This is a genomic window from Pseudomonas sp. FSL R10-0399 (assembly GCF_009600165.1).
GTDB classification, from domain to species: Bacteria; Pseudomonadota; Gammaproteobacteria; order Pseudomonadales; family Pseudomonadaceae; genus Aquipseudomonas; species Aquipseudomonas helleri.
Map to the genome: position 1 here is coordinate 1 of NZ_WIWK01000117.1, position 18,191 is coordinate 18,191.

Annotated in this window: 20 protein-coding genes, 1 other RNA gene and 1 pseudogene; 10 read left to right on the top strand and 12 right to left on the bottom strand. The window is 59.4% G+C overall.

The window, feature by feature from the left end:
• Positions 1 to 314: HlyD family secretion protein (locus GHO41_RS24265; protein ID WP_153434856.1), on the bottom strand; the 314-nt coding region annotated here is incomplete at its 3' end.
• Between the two features lie 220 nt (positions 315 to 534).
• Entirely contained in the window at positions 535 to 984 is a 450-nt protein-coding gene (locus GHO41_RS24270; RefSeq protein ID WP_048366883.1) for an EVE domain-containing protein, read from the bottom strand.
• A gap of 196 nt (positions 985 to 1,180) precedes the next feature.
• On the opposite strand from GHO41_RS24270, the gene GHO41_RS24275 reads away from it, so the two are divergent.
• The gene (locus tag GHO41_RS24275; RefSeq protein ID WP_088500273.1) at positions 1,181 to 1,330 is read left to right on the top strand and encodes a hypothetical protein; all 150 of its coding nucleotides are present in this window, start codon (positions 1,181 to 1,183) and stop codon (positions 1,328 to 1,330) included.
• Positions 1,331 to 1,374: 44 nt separating this feature from the next.
• Here GHO41_RS24275 and GHO41_RS24280 read toward each other — a convergent pair whose 3' ends face one another.
• The 4 genes from GHO41_RS24280 to GHO41_RS24295 form a co-directional block, all read right to left on the bottom strand.
• On the bottom strand, positions 1,375 to 1,980 hold the full coding sequence (locus tag GHO41_RS24280; RefSeq protein ID WP_153326039.1) for a 5-formyltetrahydrofolate cyclo-ligase: 606 nt from the start codon (positions 1,978 to 1,980) through the stop codon (positions 1,375 to 1,377).
• A gap of 89 nt (positions 1,981 to 2,069) precedes the next feature.
• A non-coding RNA gene (gene ssrS / locus GHO41_RS24285) (6S RNA) lies at positions 2,070 to 2,247 on the bottom strand.
• Between the two features lie 31 nt (positions 2,248 to 2,278).
• Complete coding sequence (locus GHO41_RS24290; protein WP_048366882.1) at positions 2,279 to 2,596, bottom strand: cell division protein ZapA; 318 nt, start codon at positions 2,594 to 2,596, stop codon at positions 2,279 to 2,281.
• The gene (locus tag GHO41_RS24295) at positions 2,593 to 2,802 is read right to left on the bottom strand and encodes a TIGR02449 family protein (RefSeq protein ID WP_048366881.1); all 210 of its coding nucleotides are present in this window, start codon (positions 2,800 to 2,802) and stop codon (positions 2,593 to 2,595) included. Before GHO41_RS24295 ends, GHO41_RS24290 begins: the two co-directional genes overlap by 4 nt.
• 134 nt (positions 2,803 to 2,936) lie before the next feature.
• On the opposite strand from GHO41_RS24295, the gene GHO41_RS24300 reads away from it, so the two are divergent.
• From GHO41_RS24300 to gcvH, 8 genes are all read left to right on the top strand, one after another.
• Complete coding sequence (locus GHO41_RS24300; RefSeq protein WP_153326037.1) at positions 2,937 to 3,500, top strand: YecA family protein; 564 nt, start codon at positions 2,937 to 2,939, stop codon at positions 3,498 to 3,500.
• Between the two features lie 29 nt (positions 3,501 to 3,529).
• On the top strand, positions 3,530 to 4,864 hold the full coding sequence (pepP, locus tag GHO41_RS24305; protein WP_153434857.1) for a Xaa-Pro aminopeptidase: 1,335 nt from the start codon (positions 3,530 to 3,532) through the stop codon (positions 4,862 to 4,864).
• A complete protein-coding gene (gene ubiH, locus GHO41_RS24310) occupies positions 4,861 to 6,048 on the top strand; it encodes a 2-octaprenyl-6-methoxyphenyl hydroxylase (protein WP_153326033.1) in 1,188 nt (395 codons plus the stop codon). The genes pepP and ubiH overlap by 4 nt, the downstream gene beginning before the upstream one ends.
• Positions 6,049 to 6,134: 86 nt before the next feature.
• Positions 6,135 to 7,355, top strand: a complete 1,221-nt coding sequence (locus GHO41_RS24315; RefSeq protein ID WP_178126567.1) for a 2-octaprenyl-3-methyl-6-methoxy-1,4-benzoquinol hydroxylase — start codon at positions 6,135 to 6,137, stop codon at positions 7,353 to 7,355.
• A gap of 206 nt (positions 7,356 to 7,561) precedes the next feature.
• Positions 7,562 to 8,563, top strand: a complete 1,002-nt coding sequence (locus tag GHO41_RS24320; protein ID WP_153434859.1) for an extracellular solute-binding protein — start codon at positions 7,562 to 7,564, stop codon at positions 8,561 to 8,563.
• Positions 8,564 to 8,709: 146 nt separating this feature from the next.
• Positions 8,710 to 10,326: an iron ABC transporter permease gene (locus GHO41_RS24325; protein ID WP_323368895.1), complete on the top strand. Its 1,617-nt coding sequence runs from the start codon at positions 8,710 to 8,712 to the stop codon at positions 10,324 to 10,326.
• A gap of 156 nt (positions 10,327 to 10,482) precedes the next feature.
• Positions 10,483 to 11,565 carry a glycine cleavage system aminomethyltransferase GcvT gene (gene gcvT / locus GHO41_RS24330; RefSeq protein WP_123750980.1) on the top strand — a complete coding sequence of 361 codons (1,083 nt, stop codon included), beginning with the start codon at positions 10,483 to 10,485 and terminating at the stop codon, positions 11,563 to 11,565.
• Between the two features lie 62 nt (positions 11,566 to 11,627).
• Positions 11,628 to 12,011, top strand: coding sequence for a glycine cleavage system protein GcvH (gene gcvH / locus GHO41_RS24335; protein ID WP_153434860.1), 384 nt, complete (start codon positions 11,628 to 11,630; stop codon positions 12,009 to 12,011).
• A gap of 90 nt (positions 12,012 to 12,101) precedes the next feature.
• Here gcvH and GHO41_RS24340 read toward each other — a convergent pair whose 3' ends face one another.
• The 4 genes from GHO41_RS24340 to GHO41_RS24355 all read right to left on the bottom strand — a co-directional run bounded on the left by GHO41_RS24340 (position 12,102) and on the right by GHO41_RS24355 (position 16,096).
• Positions 12,102 to 13,244 (bottom strand): DegT/DnrJ/EryC1/StrS aminotransferase family protein, encoded by a 1,143-nt coding sequence (locus tag GHO41_RS24340; RefSeq protein ID WP_048366872.1) that lies wholly within the window; start codon positions 13,242 to 13,244, stop codon positions 12,102 to 12,104.
• Between the two features lie 218 nt (positions 13,245 to 13,462).
• Entirely contained in the window at positions 13,463 to 13,774 is a 312-nt protein-coding gene (locus GHO41_RS24345) for a DUF2388 domain-containing protein (RefSeq protein WP_048388849.1), read from the bottom strand.
• 117 nt (positions 13,775 to 13,891) lie between these two features.
• Positions 13,892 to 15,661 carry a GspE/PulE family protein gene (locus GHO41_RS24350; RefSeq protein WP_153434861.1) on the bottom strand — a complete coding sequence of 590 codons (1,770 nt, stop codon included), beginning with the start codon at positions 15,659 to 15,661 and terminating at the stop codon, positions 13,892 to 13,894.
• A gap of 108 nt (positions 15,662 to 15,769) precedes the next feature.
• Positions 15,770 to 16,096 (bottom strand): hypothetical protein, encoded by a 327-nt coding sequence (locus GHO41_RS24355; RefSeq protein ID WP_153434862.1) that lies wholly within the window; start codon positions 16,094 to 16,096, stop codon positions 15,770 to 15,772.
• 127 nt (positions 16,097 to 16,223) lie between these two features.
• Here GHO41_RS24355 and GHO41_RS24360 point away from each other — a divergent pair, with 127 nt between their 5' ends.
• Positions 16,224 to 16,688: an Lrp/AsnC family transcriptional regulator gene (locus GHO41_RS24360; RefSeq protein WP_153434863.1), complete on the top strand. Its 465-nt coding sequence runs from the start codon at positions 16,224 to 16,226 to the stop codon at positions 16,686 to 16,688.
• Between the two features lie 139 nt (positions 16,689 to 16,827).
• On the opposite strand, the gene GHO41_RS24365 is transcribed toward GHO41_RS24360, so the two are convergent.
• Both GHO41_RS24365 and GHO41_RS24370 read right to left on the bottom strand, forming a co-directional pair.
• Positions 16,828 to 17,739, bottom strand: coding sequence for a hypothetical protein (locus GHO41_RS24365; protein WP_153434864.1), 912 nt, complete (start codon positions 17,737 to 17,739; stop codon positions 16,828 to 16,830).
• A gap of 246 nt (positions 17,740 to 17,985) precedes the next feature.
• Positions 17,986 to 18,191 (bottom strand): annotated as a pseudogene (locus tag GHO41_RS24370) (hypothetical protein); the annotation flags it as partial.

Consider the following 18,191-nt stretch of genomic DNA (forward strand, 5'->3'; position numbering starts at 1 on the left):
GCCATGGCCTGGCGGGCGCGCTGCACTTCGGCCTGGGCCTGGACGCGGCTGGCTTCCAGCGTGCGGGTGTCCATGCGGGCCAACAATTGGCCCTTGGTCACGCGGTCACCTTCATCGACCAGCACCTCGGCCAGGCGGCCGGGGATCTTGGCGGCGATCTGGACTTCTGTGGATTCAAGTCGGCCATTGCCCATGCTGATGCCTTCGGGGAGCCGGTCATGCTGGGATTTCCAGTAACCAAACCCGCCTGCTGCCACCAGCAGAATCGCCAAAGGGATAACGAAATAATGGGAAATGCGGTGATTCTTCGACATGCCGACATCCTGGTCACAGAGCGCTCTAGTTTGACGGTTTCAAGGCGCAGGGCTCTTGATGCCAGTCAAAGGAAGTCAGTAGCGTAGACGCTAAAAGCGAATGTTGCCTGTAGTCGCTGCCGAAGGCTGCGAAGGGTTGCGGAGCAACCCGTTTTCTCAACATCGCTGCGACCCAAATCGCAGCCTGCAGCAGCGACTACAGGTGGAGTTGCAGGTGGGGCTACAGCAACCCCATCACCACCGCCCATTCCTCGGCCGTCACCGGCATCACCGACAAGCGACTGCCTTTTTGCACCAGTGGCATTTCAGCCAGTGCACTTTGCTGTTTCAGGTAGTCGAGCTTGATCACCCTGGGGAAGGTGTGCACATGGGCGACTTGCAGTGCGCTCCACGGGTTTTTCTCGGGGCTGGCCTTGGGGTCGAAATAATGGCTTTCGGGATCGAGGGCGGTCGGATCCGGGTAAGCGGCCTGGGCGATTCGGCCGACTCCGGCAATACCCGGCTCCGGGCAGCTTGAGTGATAAAAGAAAAACTCGTCGCCCACGGCCATGGCACGCATGAAATTGCGCGCCTGATAGTTGCGCACACCGTCCCAGCGAGCTTCGCCGATCTTCTGCAAGTCCTTGATTGAAAACTCGTCAGGCTCGGATTTCATCAACCAATAGGCCATTCTTTGGGCTCCTGAAACATGGCGTAGTTATTTAGCCGGGCAACATTTGGATAAACCGACAATCGGTTGACACCAGCGTTTGCGTGTCTGTTCGTGTTGCCTCAGAATGCCGCCATTTTAAGCTTGACGTTGCTGCACGGCCTATAACAAAAACCGTTGCTGTCATCGTGTTGATGTGCCTGAAGGGGGGCAATCGATGAAACGCAAACCGGATTTACTGTGGGTGCTGGTTATTTTGTTCGGTCTTGGCGTGGTGACAACCGGTTATGCGCAAAGCCTCTGGTCAACTTCAAACGATTCACCGATTGAACTGGCGCAACAGCAAGTACAACCTTTCAAACGCTAACCACTCATGAACGAAGGCATCGCTGCAACGTGATGCCTTGAGGGTCAGTGCGCGACGTACCACTGCGTGTCCGAGACCGTGCCGTGTAACGGTACGTCCCAGCTGGCTTGAGCCAGACTCCCGACTTTTTGACATTCATGGGCCAGGCCCAGCAGCGTCGGTTTACGCCAGCTTTGGCGGCGCGCCAGGTACGCGAGGCTGCGGTCATAAAAACCGCCGCCCATGCCCAGTCGGCCACCCTTCGCATCAAACCCCACCAACGGCAGCAACACCAGGTCCAGAGCCCAGACTTTGCGTTGGCGTGCGCGATTGATACGCGGCTCCAGAATCCGGAAGCGATTGGGGATCAGCTTTTCGCCCGGCGCATAACGCTGGAACACCATCTTGGTTCTGGGCCAGGCGCTGAGCACCGGCAGGTAGGTGATCTTGCCCCGGCGCTGTGCTTCACGCAGCAACAAGCGCGGGTCGATTTCACCGTCGGTGGGCAGGTACAGCGAGATGTGTTTGGCGCGGCGAAACAACGGATGCTGCGCCAGCTGCCGATACAGGCCACGGGCTGCCTGACGTTGCTCGCAGGGCGACAATTCGCGGCGAGCTTTACGCAGCAGTCGGCGAAGTTGCGGGCGGGAGGGCGTCGCAGGTTCGGTCATGATGGCGTGCTGTTCGAGATCGAGCCCACCGGGCGGTTGGCTCGTAGTCAGCCAATGCCAGCAGCAGGCTGGCATTGCACTTGGAAATCAGGCTCCCCGACGTACCGCTGTCGGCTTGGCCCTTGAACCCGAAAGTTCAAGGTGGAAGTTGCAGTAGACCTTAAGGCTTTCCGTCTAGCGGACATGCACACCGGCCCAACGTGCAAGCTCCAGGGTATTGCGAATCGGCTCAGGGACATCGCTAACTGGCGAATACTCCAGGGAGTGGCGAGAGTATACCCCAAAGAAACGTTTTGAATCAGCTCTGACGTTCGTTCGGATCAGTGGCCAGCACCAGATCGACGCGATCGAGCAGGTCGCGGACGTGTTCACGCGTTGCACTGCTGGTCTGTACTTCGGGTGTTTCCTGCTTGTGCAGCAGGTCGTGGGTGATGTTGAGTGCGGCCATCACGGCGATACGGTCAGCCCCGATGACTTTGCCGCTGCTGCGGATTTCGCGCATCTTGCCGTCCAGGTAACGTGCAGCACTCACCAGATTGGCGCGCTCTTCCTGGGGGCACATGATCGAATACTCTTTATCGAGGATGTGTACGGTGACGCTACTGCTTGTACTCATGAGTCTTGCTCCAGGGCTTTGAGACGCGAAATCATCGATTCCACCTTGTTCCGGGCGATTTCGTTTTTTTCAATGAGGTGCGCGCGTTCTTCGCGCCAAGTCTTTTCCTGAGCTACTAAGAGTCCGTTTTGGCGTTTAAGTTGCTCGACTCGTGTAATCAGCAACTCGAGTCTAGCCATCAGTGCATGCAGGTCGCTGTCTTCCATTGTGTCCTACTGTGTATTTTCTGATGGAGGGGGACTGCCAAGCCAGTTGACGCCTCGATGGTCTAGCCCGTCTGCCGATGCTAGGATACAAGGCCTCCATTCTAGACATAGCGCCGCTTGGCGCCTAGCTGACCATGCCTATTCAGAACTCCCCGTATCACGCCTTTGCCAACCTGCTGTCTACCAGCGGCCACACTGTTTCGCCTGCAGAACTGCACGGCCTGTTGCTGGGTCGCAGTGCGGCTGGCGCCGGCTTCGATCACGACGGCTGGCTGGCTGACGCGACCGAACTGTTCCAAAGCGAAAATGAAATCAGTGACAACGTACGCAATGCCTTGATCGGTTTGCAAGAGATGGTCAAGGGTGAACTGACCGGTGACGACATGACCGTCGTGCTGCTGTTGCCGTCCGATGACGTGCCACTGGCCGAGCGCGCGGCTGCGCTGGGCGAATGGTGCCAGGGTTTCCTGGCCGGTTTTGGCCTGAACTACCGTGACAATGCCTTGAGCGAAGAAGGCAAGGAAGTGCTGCAAGACCTGGCCGCCATTGCCCAGGTGCAAGACGCCCTGGAAGAGTCGGATGACGGCGAAAGCGACTACATGGAAGTCATGGAATACCTGCGCGTCGCGCCATTGCTGCTGTTCACCGAGACCAAAAAGCCTGCCGAGGCTGCTGCTGCGAAACCTTCGCTGCACTGATTGATCTTCAAGAAGGAATCCGTCTGCCCATGATCCATATCCCGAAATCGGAATACACCCGCCGCCGCAAGGCGCTCATGGCGCAGATGGAGCCCAACAGCATTGCGATCCTGCCCGCTGCCGCAGTGGCGGTGCGCAATCGCGACGTTGAATATGTGTACCGCCAGGACAGCAACTTCCAGTACCTGAGCGGCTTCCCCGAGCCGCAGGCGGTGATCGTCCTGATCCCTGGCCGTGCCCATGGGGAGTACGTGCTTTTTTGCCGCGAACGCAATGCCGAGCGCGAATTGTGGGACGGTTTGCGCGCCGGGCAAGAGGGCGCCATGCGTGACTTTGGCGCAGACGATGCCTTCCCGATCACCGACATTGACGACATTTTGCCGGGGCTGATTGAAGGCCGCGACCGGGTGTATTCGGCGATGGGCAGCAACCCCGAGTTCGACCGCCACCTCATGGAGTGGATCAACACCATTCGCTCCAAGGCCAGTCTCGGTGCCCAGCCGCCCAACGAATTCGTTGCGCTGGATCATCTGCTGCATGACATGCGCCTGTATAAATCGGCGGCAGAGATCAAGGTCATGCGCCACGCGGCGCAAATATCGGCCCGCGCGCACATCCGTGCGATGCAGGCCAGCCGCGCCGGGCTGCACGAATACAGCCTGGAGGCCGAACTGGATTACGAATTTCGTAAAAGTGGCGCGAAAATGCCGGCTTATGGCTCGATCGTCGCGTCGGGTGATAACAGCTGCATCCTGCACTACCAGGAAAACGACGCCCTGCTCAAGGACGGCGACCTGGTGCTGATCGATGCGGGCTGCGAGATCGACTGCTACGCCAGTGACATCAGCCGTACGTTCCCCGTGAGCGGTCATTTCTCCCCCGAGCAAAAAGCCATCTATGAGCTGGTGCTGGCCGCGCAAGAAGCTGCGTTCAGCGAAATCGCGCCGAACAAACACTGGAACCAGGCCCACGAAATAACCGTTCAGGTGATCACCGCCGGGCTGGTTGAACTGGGCCTGTTGCAAGGCGACGTTGACGAGCTGATTGCCAGCGAAGCCTACAAAGCGTTTTACATGCACCGGGCTGGCCACTGGCTGGGGCTCGATGTGCATGACGTTGGCGAATACAAAGTGGGCGGTGAGTGGCGCGTGCTGGAACCCGGCATGACCCTGACCGTTGAACCCGGCATCTACATCAGCCCGAACAACCTGCACGTCGCCAAAAAATGGCGCGGGATCGGCGTGCGCATCGAGGATGACGTTGTGGTCACCAAAAATGGCTGTGAAATCCTGACCGCTGACGTGCCCAAAACCGTCGCCGAGATTGAAGCCTTGATGGCGGCCGCACGAGCGAACGCGGCATGAGTCGCGTCCATCTGGCAATTATTGGTGGCGGTCTGGTTGGCGCCAGCCTGGCTTTGGCGTTGCAGGCCGGCGCCAAGGCGCGCGGCTGGAAGATCGTGCTGATCGAACCCTTCGCCCCCGGCAACACCTACCAGCCTAGCTACGACGCCCGTTCATCGGCGCTGAGTTATGGTGCCCGGCTTATTTATGAGCGCTTGGGCGTGTGGGAATCGATTGTTGAGCGGGGCGAGCCGATCAAAGACATTCACGTGTCCGATCGCGGGCGTTTCTCTACCGCGCGCTTGTCGGCCAGCGATGAAGGCGTGCCCGCACTCGGGTACGTGGTCGAAAACGCCTGGCTCGGCCAATGCCTGTGGAAAAGTCTGGACCCGGACGTTATTAGTTGGCGTTGCCCGGCTGAAGTTATCCACATGCAGCCGCTTGAGGATGGCTATCGCCTGACCCTCAATGATGAAACCACCCTCGATTGCGACTTGGCGGTGCTGGCCGATGGCGGGCGTTCCGGCCTGCGCGAGCAGTTGGGCATTCATGTGCGCAAACGGCCTTATGACCAGAGCGCGCTCATCGCCAACATCACCACCAGCCAGCCCCATGACGGCATGGCGTTTGAGCGTTTTACCGACGAAGGGCCGATGGCTTTGCTGCCGTTGCCAGACAACCGCTGCGCGCTGGTCTGGACCCGCCTGGGTATGGACGCTCAGCGTCTGGCGGCACTTGATGAGCGCAGTTTCCTCAGCGAGTTGCAGGCCGTTTTTGGCTATCGCCTGGGCACCCTTGAACAAGTCGGCGCCCGCCACTTGTACCCGCTGGTGCTGGTTGAGGCCGAAGAGCAGGTACGCCCGCACCTGGTGGTGTTGGGCAACGCGGCGCACAGCCTGCACCCGATTGCCGGTCAGGGCTTCAACCTGTCGTTGCGTGACGCCCAGGCGTTGGCTGATGCCTTGCTGACCAGCGAGCAAAAGCCCGGCGAGCTGGCCACCTTGCTGAGTTATCAACAGCGCCAGCAACTGGACCAGCAGTTGACCATTGGCTTCTCCGATCAAGTGACGCGGCTTTTTGGCAGTGACCAGACGCTGATTTCGTTTGGCCGCAATCTGGGGTTGCTGGGCCTCGATGTACTGCCGCCTGCCAAGCGCTGGTTTGCCCGTCAGGCCATGGGCCTGGGCACGCGCGCAGACAGCTGATAGCGGCCGGGGCGTTTACTGTGCCCCGTGTCGACCCTTTTTAGATGCGGCGCAAGCCGCTAGCGAGACAGGCTTAAAGCATGGAAATGCGCGCAGATGTGCTGATTGTCGGGGCCGGAATGGTCGGAAGCGCTTTGGCGCTGGCGCTCAAAGACAGCGGGCTGAACGTGGTATTGCTCGACGGCAGCCCGCTCAGCGTCAAACCCTTCACCGCTCAAGACACCTTTGAACCCCGGGTCAGCGCCTTGTCGGCCGCCAGCCAGCGCATCCTGCAACGCCTTGGCGCCTGGGACGGTATTCGCGCACGGCGCACCAGCCCGTACTCGCACATGCACGTGTGGGACGGCAGCGGCACCGGGCACATCCACTTTTCGGCGGCCAGTGTGCACGCCGATGTGCTGGGCCATATCGTTGAAAACCGTGTGGTGCAGGACGCATTGCTGGAGTGTCTGCAAGACTCCGGCATCCAGATGCTGGCCAATGCACGCCTTGAACAAATGCGCCGTTCGGCTGATGACTGGCTGCTGACCCTGGCCGATGGCCGCACCTTGCGCGCGCCGCTGGTGATCGCCGCCGATGGCGCTAACTCGGCTGTACGCCGCCTGACCGGCTGTGAGACCCGTGAGTGGGATTATCAGCATCATGCCATCGTCACCAGCGTGCGTTGCGCACAGGCGCATCAGCAGACTGCCTGGCAGCGCTTCACCGACCATGGCCCGCTGGCGTTTTTGCCGCTGGAGCGCGAAGGGCAGCAAGACTGGTGTTCAATCGTCTGGTCGACCACCCCGGAACAAGCGCAGGCGTTGATGGCGCTGGACGACGAGGGGTTTTGCCGCGAACTGGAATTTGCCTTTGAAGGCCGCTTGGGCACGGTGCTCAGTGCCGACCCGCGAGTGTGCGTGCCGCTGCGCCAACGCCATGCCAAACGCTACGTGGCCGAAGGTCTGGCGCTGATCGGTGATGCGGCGCACACCATTCACCCGCTGGCCGGGCAGGGCGTGAATTTGGGCTTTCTGGATGCCGCCGTGCTGGCCGATGTACTGCTGCACGCGGCGGACCGTGGTGAGCGCCTGGCCGATGTGCGGGTACTGAGCCGCTACGAGCGGCGTCGCATGCCCCACAACCTGGCGCTGATGGCGGCCATGGAAGGCTTTGAACGCTTGTTCCAGTCGGACTCGCTGACAGCACGGCTGGTGCGCAACACCGGCTTGAAATGGGTCAACCAAATGCCCGAAGCCAAAGCCCTGTTCGTGCGCCAGGCGCTGGGCCTCACCGGCGACCTGCCGCCGCTGGCCAAGGCTTTGTAGGAATACATCTAATCGAACGCGGACCCTGTAGGAGTGAGCTTGCTCGCGATCTTTTAAAGACCAAAAGATCGCGAGCAAGCTCGCTCCTACAGGGGGATTTTGTTTATCTGTAACATCTGGTAACGCCTCGGGGGCGAGTTCGGTTGAGCTGGCAAATGTGATTCACTACCATTTACGCCCGATTCGCATTAGAGAGACCGCCCTCCATGCTGGCACCCAAGCGTCTACTGACTGCCCTGGCCCTTACCGTGTTCGGGAGCAGCGTTTTTGCTGCCGATGAAGTGGTGGTTTATTCCTCGCGCATCGACGAGCTGATCAAGCCGGTATTTGACGCCTACACCGCGAAAACCGGGGTCAAGGTCAAGTTCATTACCGACAAAGAAGCGCCGCTCATGCAGCGCATCAAGGCTGAAGGCCAAAACGCCACGGCTGACCTGTTGCTCACCGTAGACGCCGGTAACCTGTGGCAAGCCGAGCAAATGGGCATCTTGCAGCCGATCAAGTCCGAGATCATCGATAAAAACATCCCGCGTCAATACCGCTCCTCGAGCCACGAGTGGACGGGCTTGAGCCTGCGCGCACGCACCATCGCCTACGCTTCTGACCGGGTCAAGCCAGACGAGCTGTCGACCTACGAAGAGCTGGCAGACAAGAAGTGGGAAGGGCGCCTGTGCCTGCGCACCGCGAAGAAGGTCTACAACCAGTCATTGACCGCGACCATGATCGAAGTGAATGGCCCGCAAAAAACTGAAGAGATCCTCAAAGGCTGGGTCAACAACCTGTCCACCGACGTGTTCTCCGATGACATCGCGGTGCTGGAAGCGATCAACGCCGGGCAATGCGACGTCGGTATCGTCAACACCTACTACTACGGCCGCCTGCACAAGCAAAAGCCTGACCTGGCGGTAAAACTGTTCTGGCCGAACCAGTCTGACCGGGGGGTTCACGTCAACCTGTCGGGTATTGGCCTGACCAAGTACGCGCCGCACCCTGAAGCCGCCAAAGCGCTGGTGGAGTGGATGACCACCCCTGAAGCCCAAACGATATTTGCCGACACCAACCAGGAATTCCCGGCCAACCCGAGCGTTGCGCCCTCGGCCGAAGTGGCCAGCTGGGGCACGTTCAAGGCTGACGAACTGCCGGTTGAAGTGGCGGGCAAGCGCCAGGCTGAAGCGATCCGCATGATGGACCGCGCTGGCTGGAATTGAGTTAGTTTTAGCGCATAAACCTGTGGGAGCGGGCTTGCTCGCGATAGCATCACCGTGGTTTCTGATGAGACCGAGGTGCCTGCATCGCGAGCAAGCCCGCTCCCACATTGTTTTCTGATACTTCCACACCCTTGCGAGAGTTTTTCGTGGCCCATCCTGCCCAACGTCGCTGGTACCCGCTGGTCTTTACCATTGCCGCTCTGGTGTTGCTGCCGCTGAGCGTTTTGCTGCTGTCCTGGCAAAATATTGACGGCCAGATCTGGAGCCATTTGTGGGACACACAGATGCCGCGCCTGCTGGGCAACACGTTGACGCTGATTGTTGGCGTAGGCATTGGGGTGACCTTGCTCGGGGTCAGCCTGGCGTGGCTGACCAGCCTCTGCGAGTTCCCCGGCAGGCGCTGGCTGGACTGGGCGCTGATGCTGCCGTTTGCGATTCCGGCTTATGTGCTGGCGTTTGTCTTTGTTGGCCTGCTGGACTTCGCCGGGCCGGTGCAAACCCTGTTGCGAGAATGGTTTGGCATGGGCCTGCGGCTGCCTCGGGTGCGCTCCACGGGCGGTGTGATCATCGTGCTGATTCTGGTGTTCTACCCCTACGTGTACCTGCTGGCGCGCACCGCCTTTTTGGCCCAGGGCAAAGGCCTGATGGAAGCCGCCCGCATTCTGGGGCAAAGCCCGTGGCAGGCGTTTTGGCGGGTCGCCTTGCCCATGGCGCGCCCGGCCATTGGCGCCGGTGTGGCGTTGGCGCTGATGGAAACCCTGGCCGATTTTGGCGCCGTCTCGGTGTTCAACTTCGACACCTTTACCACCGCGATCTACAAAACCTGGTATGGCTTTTTCAGCCTGTCGACCGCTGCCCAACTGGCCAGCCTGTTGCTGCTGGTGGTGATGGTCGTGCTCTACGGTGAGCGCCGGGCGCGGGGTGCTAGCCGGGCCAGCAACGAGCGGCCACGGGTCAAGGCCTTGTATCACTTACGCGGGCCCAAGGCCTGGCTGGCCAGCGGCTGGTGCCTGCTGGTGTTTGCCTGCGCCTTTGTCATCCCGCTGCTGCAATTGGTAGTGTGGTTCTGGCAGCGCGGACGTTTTGATCTGGATGAACGCTACACCGGGCTGATCCTGCACACCCTGTATCTGGGCAGCATGGCCGCGCTGATTACCGTCTGCGTGGCGCTGGTGCTGGCGTTTGCCCGGCGTCAGGCGCCGACCCCGGCGATTCGCGCCGGGGTCAGCCTGGCTAACCTCGGGTATGCCTTGCCGGGCTCGGTGTTGGCGGTGTCGATCATGTTGGCCTTCAGCTACCTGGACCGCGAGTTGGTGGTGCCGGTGTCGGGCTGGTTGGGTGGTGCGGGCAAGCCGCTATTGCTGGGCAGCTTGTCGGCGTTGCTGCTGGCGTATCTGGTGCGCTTTATCGCGGTAGCCTATGGCCCGCTGGAAAACAGCCTGGCGCGGATTCGACCGTCTTTGCCCGAGGCGGCCCGCAGCCTGGGAGTGAGTGGCCCGCGACTGTTTTTCAAAGTGTATCTGCCGTTACTCCTGCCGGGCACGCTGAGCGCTGCGCTGCTGGTGTTTGTCGATGTACTCAAAGAGATGCCGGCCACCTTGCTGATGCGCCCATTTGGCTGGGACACGCTGGCGGTACGGATCTTTGAGATGACCAGCGAGGGCGAGTGGGCGCGGGCGTCCCTGCCAGCATTGACCTTGGTGCTGGTGGGTTTGCTACCGGTGATCGGCCTGATTCGCCGCTCGGCCCATCGCAACGGTTAGGTGCCAGTCCTCCTGCATACGGCTACAATGCGCGGCATTCGGTGCGGTCTGTCTGTCAGGCCAGGTCGTTTGTTAAACGCGCAAAGGCCTGTTTCAACAGCCTCAAACGTTCTACAAGCCTGTCCGCACCTTCGCCAAGCCCGGAAGGAGAAACCCATGGGACAGCGTACGCCTCTGTATGACCTGCATCTCGCCTTAGGCGCGAAAATGGTCGATTTTGGCGGTTGGGATATGCCCTTGCATTACGGCTCGCAAGTTGAGGAGCACCATGAGGTGCGCCGCGACTGTGGGGTTTTTGATGTCTCGCATATGACCGTGATTGACGTCACCGGGGATCAGGCCAAGGAATGGCTACAGCATTTGTTGGCAAACGATGTCGAACGTCTGAACACACCCGGCCGCGCACTGTATAGCGCCATGCTCAACGAAAACGGCGGAGTGGTGGACGACATGATCGTCTACCTGATGCCGACGGGTTATCGGCTTATCGTTAACGCCGCCACCCGCGATCAGGACCTGGCCTGGATGAACAGCCACCAGGGCGGCTACGCCGTGCAGTTGCATGAGCGCCCCGAGTTGGCGCTGCTGGCCATTCAAGGCCCACAGGCCCGGCACAAAGTGGCCGAGCTGGTGAGCCAGTCTCGTAGCCAGCTTATTCAGCAGCTCAAGCCCTTTGAAGGGCAGGTCAGCGGCGACTGGTTTATCGCCCGCACCGGCTACACCGGTGAAGACGGCCTGGAAATTGTGCTCCCGGCCGATCAAGCGCCCGCGTTCTTTAACGATCTGGTCGGCGCCGGCATTTCTCCGATAGGCTTGGGCGCGCGCGACACCTTGCGTCTTGAGGCTGGCATGAACCTGTATGGGCAGGATATTCACCTGTCTGTCTCGCCCCTTTCAGCCAATATGGCGTGGACTGTCGCCTGGGAGCCCGCCTCGCGTAACTTCATCGGGCGCGAAGCGCTGGAGGCAGAAAAGGCCAGCGGTTCACGGCTCAAACTGGTGGGTTTGGTGCTGGAAGAGCGCGGTGTCCTACGTGCACATCAGGTCGTTCGCATCGCAGATGTTGGCGAAGGAGAGATCACCAGTGGTAGCTTCTCTCCTACGCTAAGCAAATCGATTGCATTGGCGCGAGTTCCGATGGCAACGGCCGACCGTGCCGAGGTAGAAATTCGTGGCAAGTGGTACCCGGTTCGCGTGGTTAAACCGACTTTTGTTCGTCTTGGCAAAGCCTTGATCTAACGTTTACTGGCAGGCTCACCAACCGTGTGAGCCGCTGACATTTCTTCTTGAGGACACTGAATATGAGCAATATCCCTGCGGACCTGCGCTTTGCTGAAAGTCACGAGTGGGCACGTCTGGAAGCTGATGGCTCGATTACCGTCGGTATCAGCGACCACGCTCAAGAAGCGCTGGGGGATGTGGTGTTTGTTGAGCTGCCGGAAGTGGGCACAGTGTTCGCCGCAGCTGATACAGCGGGCGTGGTTGAGTCGGTAAAAGCCGCTTCGGACATTTACTCGCCAGTGTCGGGCGAAGTGATTGCAGTCAATGAAGGTCTGGCGGATGCCCCAGAAGGGCTGAACGACGATTCGTACGCCAACTGGATCTTCAAGCTCAAGCCAGCCAACACCGCCGAGCTGGAAAAACTGCTGGATGCTGCCGGCTACAAAGCCGCTATCGGCGAGTAAACCACCCCCCCTGTAGGAGCGAGCTCGCCTCGCGATCTTTTGATCTTTTAAAAGATCGCGAGGCGAGCTCGCTCCTACAGATATGGGTTGTTAAGCGTCTTTGAGTACGGCTTTAACCGCCGCTACTGAGCGCTCGACATCGGCCTTGGTCATGGCGGTAAACATCGGCAGGGACACGATTAAACGTCCTACACGTTCGGCCACCGGCAACATCCCTTCCTTGAACCCGCGCTCGCGGTACAAGCTCAGCAAGTGAATCGGCGGGTAGTGGTAACCGATACCGACGCCCAACGCCTGCATTTCTTTCATAAAGGTCGCACGTGCTGGCTGGCCGTCTTTGCGCTCGGGCAAGACCAGTTGGAACAAGTGCCAGTTGGTGTTGGTGAAGTCAGCCACCGGCAGTTGTGCGCCATACTCGGCTTCAAAATCCGCGCCGAAGCAGTCGAAGTAATGCTTGGCCAGCTCACGGCGATGCGCCGTGATGGCTTCGATGTGGGCAAATTGGCCCAGGCCGATCGCCGCTGCGATGTCGGTCATGTTGAACTTGCCACCCAGCACGTCCACATCCAGGCCGTCAAAACCGGTGCGAGTAACGCCTTGCAGGCGATATTTCTCGGCCAGACGGGCCTCTTCTTCGTTGTTCAGAACCAGACAACCGCCCTCGGACGAGGTGATGTTCTTGTTGGCCTGGAAGCTGAACGACACGAAATCACCGCGAGCGCCAATGCGCTGACCTTGCCAGCTCGAACCCAGGGCTTGAGCGGCGTCTTCGACAACGCGCAGGTTGTGTTTTTTCGCCAGTGCGTAGAGCGCATCCATGTCGACAGGCAAGCCCGACAGGTACACCGGAATAATGGCTTTGGTACGTGGCGTGATGGCCGCTTCAACCTTGGCCAGGTCGATGTTGCGGGTCACCGGGTCGATGTCTGCAAACACCGGGGTGGCGCCGACTTCGATGATCACGTTAGCGGTGGCTACCCACGAAATAGGCGTGGTGATCACTTCGTCGCCCGCACCGATACCGGCGATACGCAGGGCGATCTCCATGGTGCAGGTGCCGGAGTTGAACGTGCGTACCGGGCGCCCGCCAAAGTACTCGGACAACTGCGCCTCGAACGCCTGAACCTTTGGCCCGCTGGTGATCCAGCCCGAGCGCAACACGTCGCCGACGGCAGCAATAGTGGCTTCATCAATGGTGGGTTTGGAAAACGGCAGGAAAGGCAGGGAACTCATAGAGGCTAGACGTCCGATGTGAATTTGGGTGAGTAAAGCATACCCAGCGCGTTGTTCACAGCCGGTGAAAATTCTGTATGAAAGCTGAATGAAATAGCCCGTAGTCGCTGCCGCAGGCTGCGAAGGATTGCGGAGCAATCCGTTTTCTCAAAGTCCGCGCGATTTTCTAAGCCTGCGCGATCCTCAACGCAGCCTGCGGCAGCGACTACACATTGGGGTTACTCTGATGTCGCGTTCTTGACCAGAATCGCGTTAGCCAGGTCCATGTCGCTGACTTTCATGTTCGGGTTGTCAGAACGCACTTGCTGCATCGCCGACTCCAGATAAGGCCCACGGATTTCGCCGTTACTGGCCACAAAGCTGCCCGCGTCATCTTGAGCGGCAATCACTTTTCGGTCTTTTTTGAAGGTCAGGTACGTCGAACCGGTCGTCGCCCCCGAAGACAAAACGTCACGCCAAAAGCCGTCGGCCATGGCTGAAACAGGGAGGGACAACAGTGCAGCAGCAGCGACAGCATATTTGAGGCGCATGAGGGGTACTCCAAAAAGGTTAACTGAGACGTTTGATTGCGCTTGTATCAGTCTAGTTCCGATGGGCGCCGGGTTTGACGCAACATTTAGGCATATCGCCAGGCCGGGTTATCCCGTTTAGAGGTCAGGCGTCACTCGCAAGGCTTCTTCCAGCGTGGTCATGCCGCTGGTCACTTTTTGTGCAGCCGCGATTCTTAATGGCCGCATTCCTTCAGTGCAGGCGTCGCGGCGCAGGGCGTTGATGTCAGTTTGCGGGTTGATCAGCGCGCTCAGGCGGTCGTTCATCAGCATGATTTCGTACACCCCGGAGCGCCCGCAATACCCCGTGTCCCGGCACGCCATGCAGCCATTGGCCTTGTAGGTATGAGCGGGAGGCGGGTGGCGCCAATCGGGGGCGAAGTGCTGCCAGTCGTGCGCCTGCACGGGCTGCTCTGTCTTGCACTCGGGGCACAGGGTGCGCACCAGCCGTTGGGCCATCACGCCCAGCAGCGTGGCTTTGATCAAGTAAGGCGCAACGCCCAGTTCTTGCAGGCGGCTGATGGCGCTGGGCGCGTCGTTGGTGTGCAGAGTGGACAGCACCAAATGGCCGGTCAGCGCCGCCTGAATGGCCACTTCGGCGGTTTCGAGGTCGCGTATTTCGCCGAGCATGATGATGTCCGGGTCCTGGCGCATCAGGGCGCGCACGCCGTTGGCGAAGGTCAGGTCGATATTGGCTTGCACCTGCATCTGGTTGAAGGCGGGCTCAATCATTTCGATCGGGTCTTCGAGGGTGCACAGGTTGATTTGCGGGGTGGCCAGTTGCTTGAGCGTGGCATACAGGGTGCTGGTTTTACCTGAGCCGGTGGGGCCGGTGATCAGGATGATGCCGTTGGGCTGGCGGATCATGTGTTCCCAACGCTGCAGGTCTTCGCCGTCAAAGCCCAGTTGGTCGAAGCTTTTGAGCAAGACCTGCGGGTCGAAAATACGCATGACCATTTTTTCGCCAAAAGCTGTCGGCAAGGTGGCCAGACGCAGCTCGACTTCAGCCCCGGCCGGGGTTTTGGTTTTGAGGCGGCCGTCTTGGGGTTTGCGCTTTTCGGCGACGTTCATCCGGCCCAGGCTCTTGAGGCGGCTGACAATGGCCATGGTGACGTGCGGCGGGAATTGGTAAACGGTGTGCAGCACGCCGTCGATGCGAAAACGCACGCCACCCTGTTCGCGGCGCGGCTCGATATGGATATCGCTGGCCCGCTGTTCAAAGGCGTACTGAAACAGCCAGTCGACGATATTCACAATGTGCGCGTCGTTGGCGTCGGGCTCCTGGCTGGCGCTGCCCAGCGTTAAAAGTTGCTCAAGGTTGGCCGTATTGCTGGTTTTTTGATCATTGAGCACCGCCCCCGTCACCGACTTGGCCACGTTGAAAAACTCCACACTCAGGCGCTGGATCTCCTGGGGGTTGGCAATCACCCGCCGGATGGGGCGCTTGAGCACCTGTTTGAGATCGGCCTCCCAGCTGCTGACCCAAGGCTGGGCGCTGGCAATGGTGATGGTGTGTTCATCGGCGGCCACGGCGAGGATTTGATGACGCTGGGCGAAGGCAAATGACATCAGCCCGGTGACCGTCGCCACATCGATTTTGAGCGGGTCGAGGCGCAGGTACGGTTGGGCGAATTCATCAGCGAGCCACGCGGTCAGGGTTTCGAGGTCCAGGCGTTTACCGGGGCGGGTGGGGTCTGCAAGCTGTTGATTGGCCAGAAAGACCAGCGGATGCAACGGGGCATTGAGTGGCTCGCGGCTGCTGATTAAGGCGTGTTCGGCGCAGCTTTGTCTCAGGCGACCTTGAGCGAGCAGCACGGGCAGCAGCTGTTTGAGGGTAAGCCATTGGTCATGAGGCGGGGCATTGCGCATATACAGCTCCTGGGGCGACTTCAAACACTGCGCAGACGGTTCCTTGTCTGCGTGTTTGAAGCCTAGTCATCTGGAGCTGATGAAGGCTTGCGCAATGGTTGCCAGCTATTACCCGGTCAATGCAGCCCTGGCAGGCTGGTCGAGTTCGAGCGTCATGGCGAAGACACTGACCAGATTGCGCAATTTTTCGCCAATCACTTGGGCGCGGTGCCAGCTTTGCTCGTCACTGACGATGTTGATGCTGAAACTGTCGTCATCGCGCAGCACCTCAACGTGCCGGGGCACGAGCTGCTGCAAGGCGAACAGGTTGAGCACCCGGCACAACACATCCGCTTCGGCCTCTGCCTGAATACAAAACCGCACCGCACACGGCGCTGCATTGTTGGCCCAGACATCGGGGCGGGTTGAGGGGGGGATGGCTTCCAGCGGCGGCATGGGATGACTCCTGATTAGGCTGGAGAAATATTTACACGTCGGGCGCGGTTTTTTTTATCTAAGATGCAACGATTACGCGAAAGAAAGACTTATTCAGGTCGTCAATAACTTATCCACAGGTATTTTTATGCAAGGCGAACTCGACGCTTACGACCGGCGCATCCTCGCGCTGCTGCAAGAAGACGCTTCGCTGTCCAGCGCACAGATCGCCGAACAGGTGGGGTTGTCGCAATCACCGTGCTGGCGGCGCATTCAGCGGATGAAAGACGAGGGCATTATTCGCGGGCAAGTGACCTTGCTGGACCGCAAGAAAATCGGCCTCAACACGCAGATTTTTGCCGAGATCAAACTCAACGCGCATGGGCGCTCCAACTTCACCGAATTCACCGAAGCCATTCGCGGTTTTCCTGAAGTGCTGGAGTGTTATGTGCTGATGGGGGCGGTGGATTTTTTACTGCGTATCGTCACGGCTGACATTGAGGCGTATGAGCGCTTCTTCTTCGAAAAGCTGTCGATGGTGCCGGGTATTCAGGAGGTGAACTCAATCGTTGCGCTGTCTGAGATCAAATCCACCACGTGCCTGCCGGTTTAAATCAAAGCAAAAAAAATGGCCTTCGCGAGGAAGGCCATTGTTCAGGCTGTCAGTGAACAAACAGCGCAATCAGGATGATGATCGGGATTGGGATGCCGAGAAAAAACAACAGAATCGAGCGCATTTTTATTCTCCAGAATTAACGGTCAGTGGGGGTGAGGTAGGTCACGGCATCACGACGGCGACCACCAAAGGTTGCACACAGGCTGGCAAAGAACGCGCCGAGCAGCAGTGTGATGAAGGCCCACAAGGTGCTCCAGGCAGCTGCTTTGGCAGCCATGTCAGCGGCTTCTTTGGCTTTGACCTTGGCGTCTTCAATGGCTTGATGGGCTTTGGCGTAGACCTGGTCAACCCGTTGCTCGGCCTCTGGCTGAGTCAGGTTGGTACGCTGGGCGACGATCTGCGCCAGGTAGCTGCGGTCCTCGGCGTTCAGTTCGCCGTCATGCAGGCCGCGCACCAGAATGCGGCTTACGACGCTGCGCACATCTTGCTCGCTGAGGGCTGTGCCCTGGTCATTGCGAAACAGGCTGTCGATGAAATATTCCGGGCCTTTATCGCCGCCGCCTTTGCGCATGTGCTCACCGGCTGCACTGGTTACAGCTGATGCCGCACCGGAAGCCACGTTAGCGGTCGCCTGAACGCCGCTGCCGACAACGCTGCTCAGGGAGCTGGCGATCAGTACCGCAGACACCAGCGTGGCCACTGCCCACGACAAAAAGCCGTGTGCGGTGTCGCGAAAGTACACTTCATCGCCGTGCATGCTGGACCATTTGACCCGCAGACGACCGGCCAGGTAACCGCCCATGCCTGAGGCAATGATTTGCGTTAAGGCAAGCCAGATAATCGCAGTAAAGCCCAGCGCTTTGGCGCCGACGCCTTCATCGGCCCACGGCGAAACGGCCGAAAAACCCAATCCGGCACCCAGTAAAATCAGCAGCAGAGAAAGTGAAGCCGCGGCAGCGGCACCCGCAAAAATAGCGGCCCAGGACACGCCTGACTGGTTGGAGGAATCCTGCGGGGCAGGAGGATAGTGCTCTGTCGTCCCGATCATTATTGTTGTGCTCCTGAAATGAAATGAGGTGCAGCCTTCATTCAGGGAATTGCAGGGGCCATGCCAAGCCGGGTTTTGCCGATAACTTGAGGTTTATCAACAGGATAGGTTTTTGAGTAAAACGGACAATCATGCAGCCTGCATGATTCGGGCAAATAAAGACGGGCGTAATGCATTGAAACAATTAGCCGGGGTACGCGGTGAGCCAAACAAAACGGGAGGCCTTGGCCTCCCGTTTGTGGGGTATCAATGATGACGGTGCTTTCTTTTCTGGTGATGACCGTAGGCATGGCCACGACCCCGGTGGTCATCACGGTAGTAGCGGCGGTCGTCACGGTCACGGGCGCGGCGATCATCGGCATCGCTTTTGTTGCCCATGTAGTTGCCCAGTGCGCCGCCCGCGCCGCCGCCTGCGGCAGAACCGACCAGAGCGCCCGTGCTGCCGCCCACTC

Bases quoted from the DNA above. Each gene is read 5' to 3' on its own strand.
- gcvT (WP_123750980.1), top strand. From the start codon at position 10,483: ATGGGACAGCGTACGCCTCTGTATGACCTGCATCTCGCCTTAGGCGCG.
- GHO41_RS24360 (WP_153434863.1), top strand. From the start codon at position 16,224: ATGCAAGGCGAACTCGACGCTTACGACCGGCGCATCCTCGCGCTGCTG.
- GHO41_RS24290 (WP_048366882.1), bottom strand. From the start codon at position 2,596: ATGAGTACAAGCAGTAGCGTCACCGTACACATCCTCGATAAAGAGTAT.
- GHO41_RS24280 (WP_153326039.1), bottom strand. From the start codon at position 1,980: ATGACCGAACCTGCGACGCCCTCCCGCCCGCAACTTCGCCGACTGCTG.
- GHO41_RS24295 (WP_048366881.1), bottom strand. From the start codon at position 2,802: ATGGAAGACAGCGACCTGCATGCACTGATGGCTAGACTCGAGTTGCTG.
- GHO41_RS24300 (WP_153326037.1), top strand. From the start codon at position 2,937: ATGCCTATTCAGAACTCCCCGTATCACGCCTTTGCCAACCTGCTGTCT.
- GHO41_RS24270 (WP_048366883.1), bottom strand. From the start codon at position 984: ATGGCCTATTGGTTGATGAAATCCGAGCCTGACGAGTTTTCAATCAAG.
- GHO41_RS24350 (WP_153434861.1), bottom strand. From the start codon at position 15,661: ATGCGCAATGCCCCGCCTCATGACCAATGGCTTACCCTCAAACAGCTG.
- pepP (WP_153434857.1), top strand. From the start codon at position 3,530: ATGATCCATATCCCGAAATCGGAATACACCCGCCGCCGCAAGGCGCTC.
- GHO41_RS24345 (WP_048388849.1), bottom strand. From the start codon at position 13,774: ATGCGCCTCAAATATGCTGTCGCTGCTGCTGCACTGTTGTCCCTCCCT.
- GHO41_RS24320 (WP_153434859.1), top strand. From the start codon at position 7,562: ATGCTGGCACCCAAGCGTCTACTGACTGCCCTGGCCCTTACCGTGTTC.
- GHO41_RS24275 (WP_088500273.1), top strand. From the start codon at position 1,181: ATGAAACGCAAACCGGATTTACTGTGGGTGCTGGTTATTTTGTTCGGT.
- GHO41_RS24355 (WP_153434862.1), bottom strand. From the start codon at position 16,096: ATGCCGCCGCTGGAAGCCATCCCCCCCTCAACCCGCCCCGATGTCTGG.
- GHO41_RS24365 (WP_153434864.1), bottom strand. From the start codon at position 17,739: ATGATCGGGACGACAGAGCACTATCCTCCTGCCCCGCAGGATTCCTCC.
- GHO41_RS24315 (WP_178126567.1), top strand. From the start codon at position 6,135: ATGCGCGCAGATGTGCTGATTGTCGGGGCCGGAATGGTCGGAAGCGCT.
- GHO41_RS24340 (WP_048366872.1), bottom strand. From the start codon at position 13,244: ATGAGTTCCCTGCCTTTCCTGCCGTTTTCCAAACCCACCATTGATGAA.
- gcvH (WP_153434860.1), top strand. From the start codon at position 11,628: ATGAGCAATATCCCTGCGGACCTGCGCTTTGCTGAAAGTCACGAGTGG.
- ubiH (WP_153326033.1), top strand. From the start codon at position 4,861: ATGAGTCGCGTCCATCTGGCAATTATTGGTGGCGGTCTGGTTGGCGCC.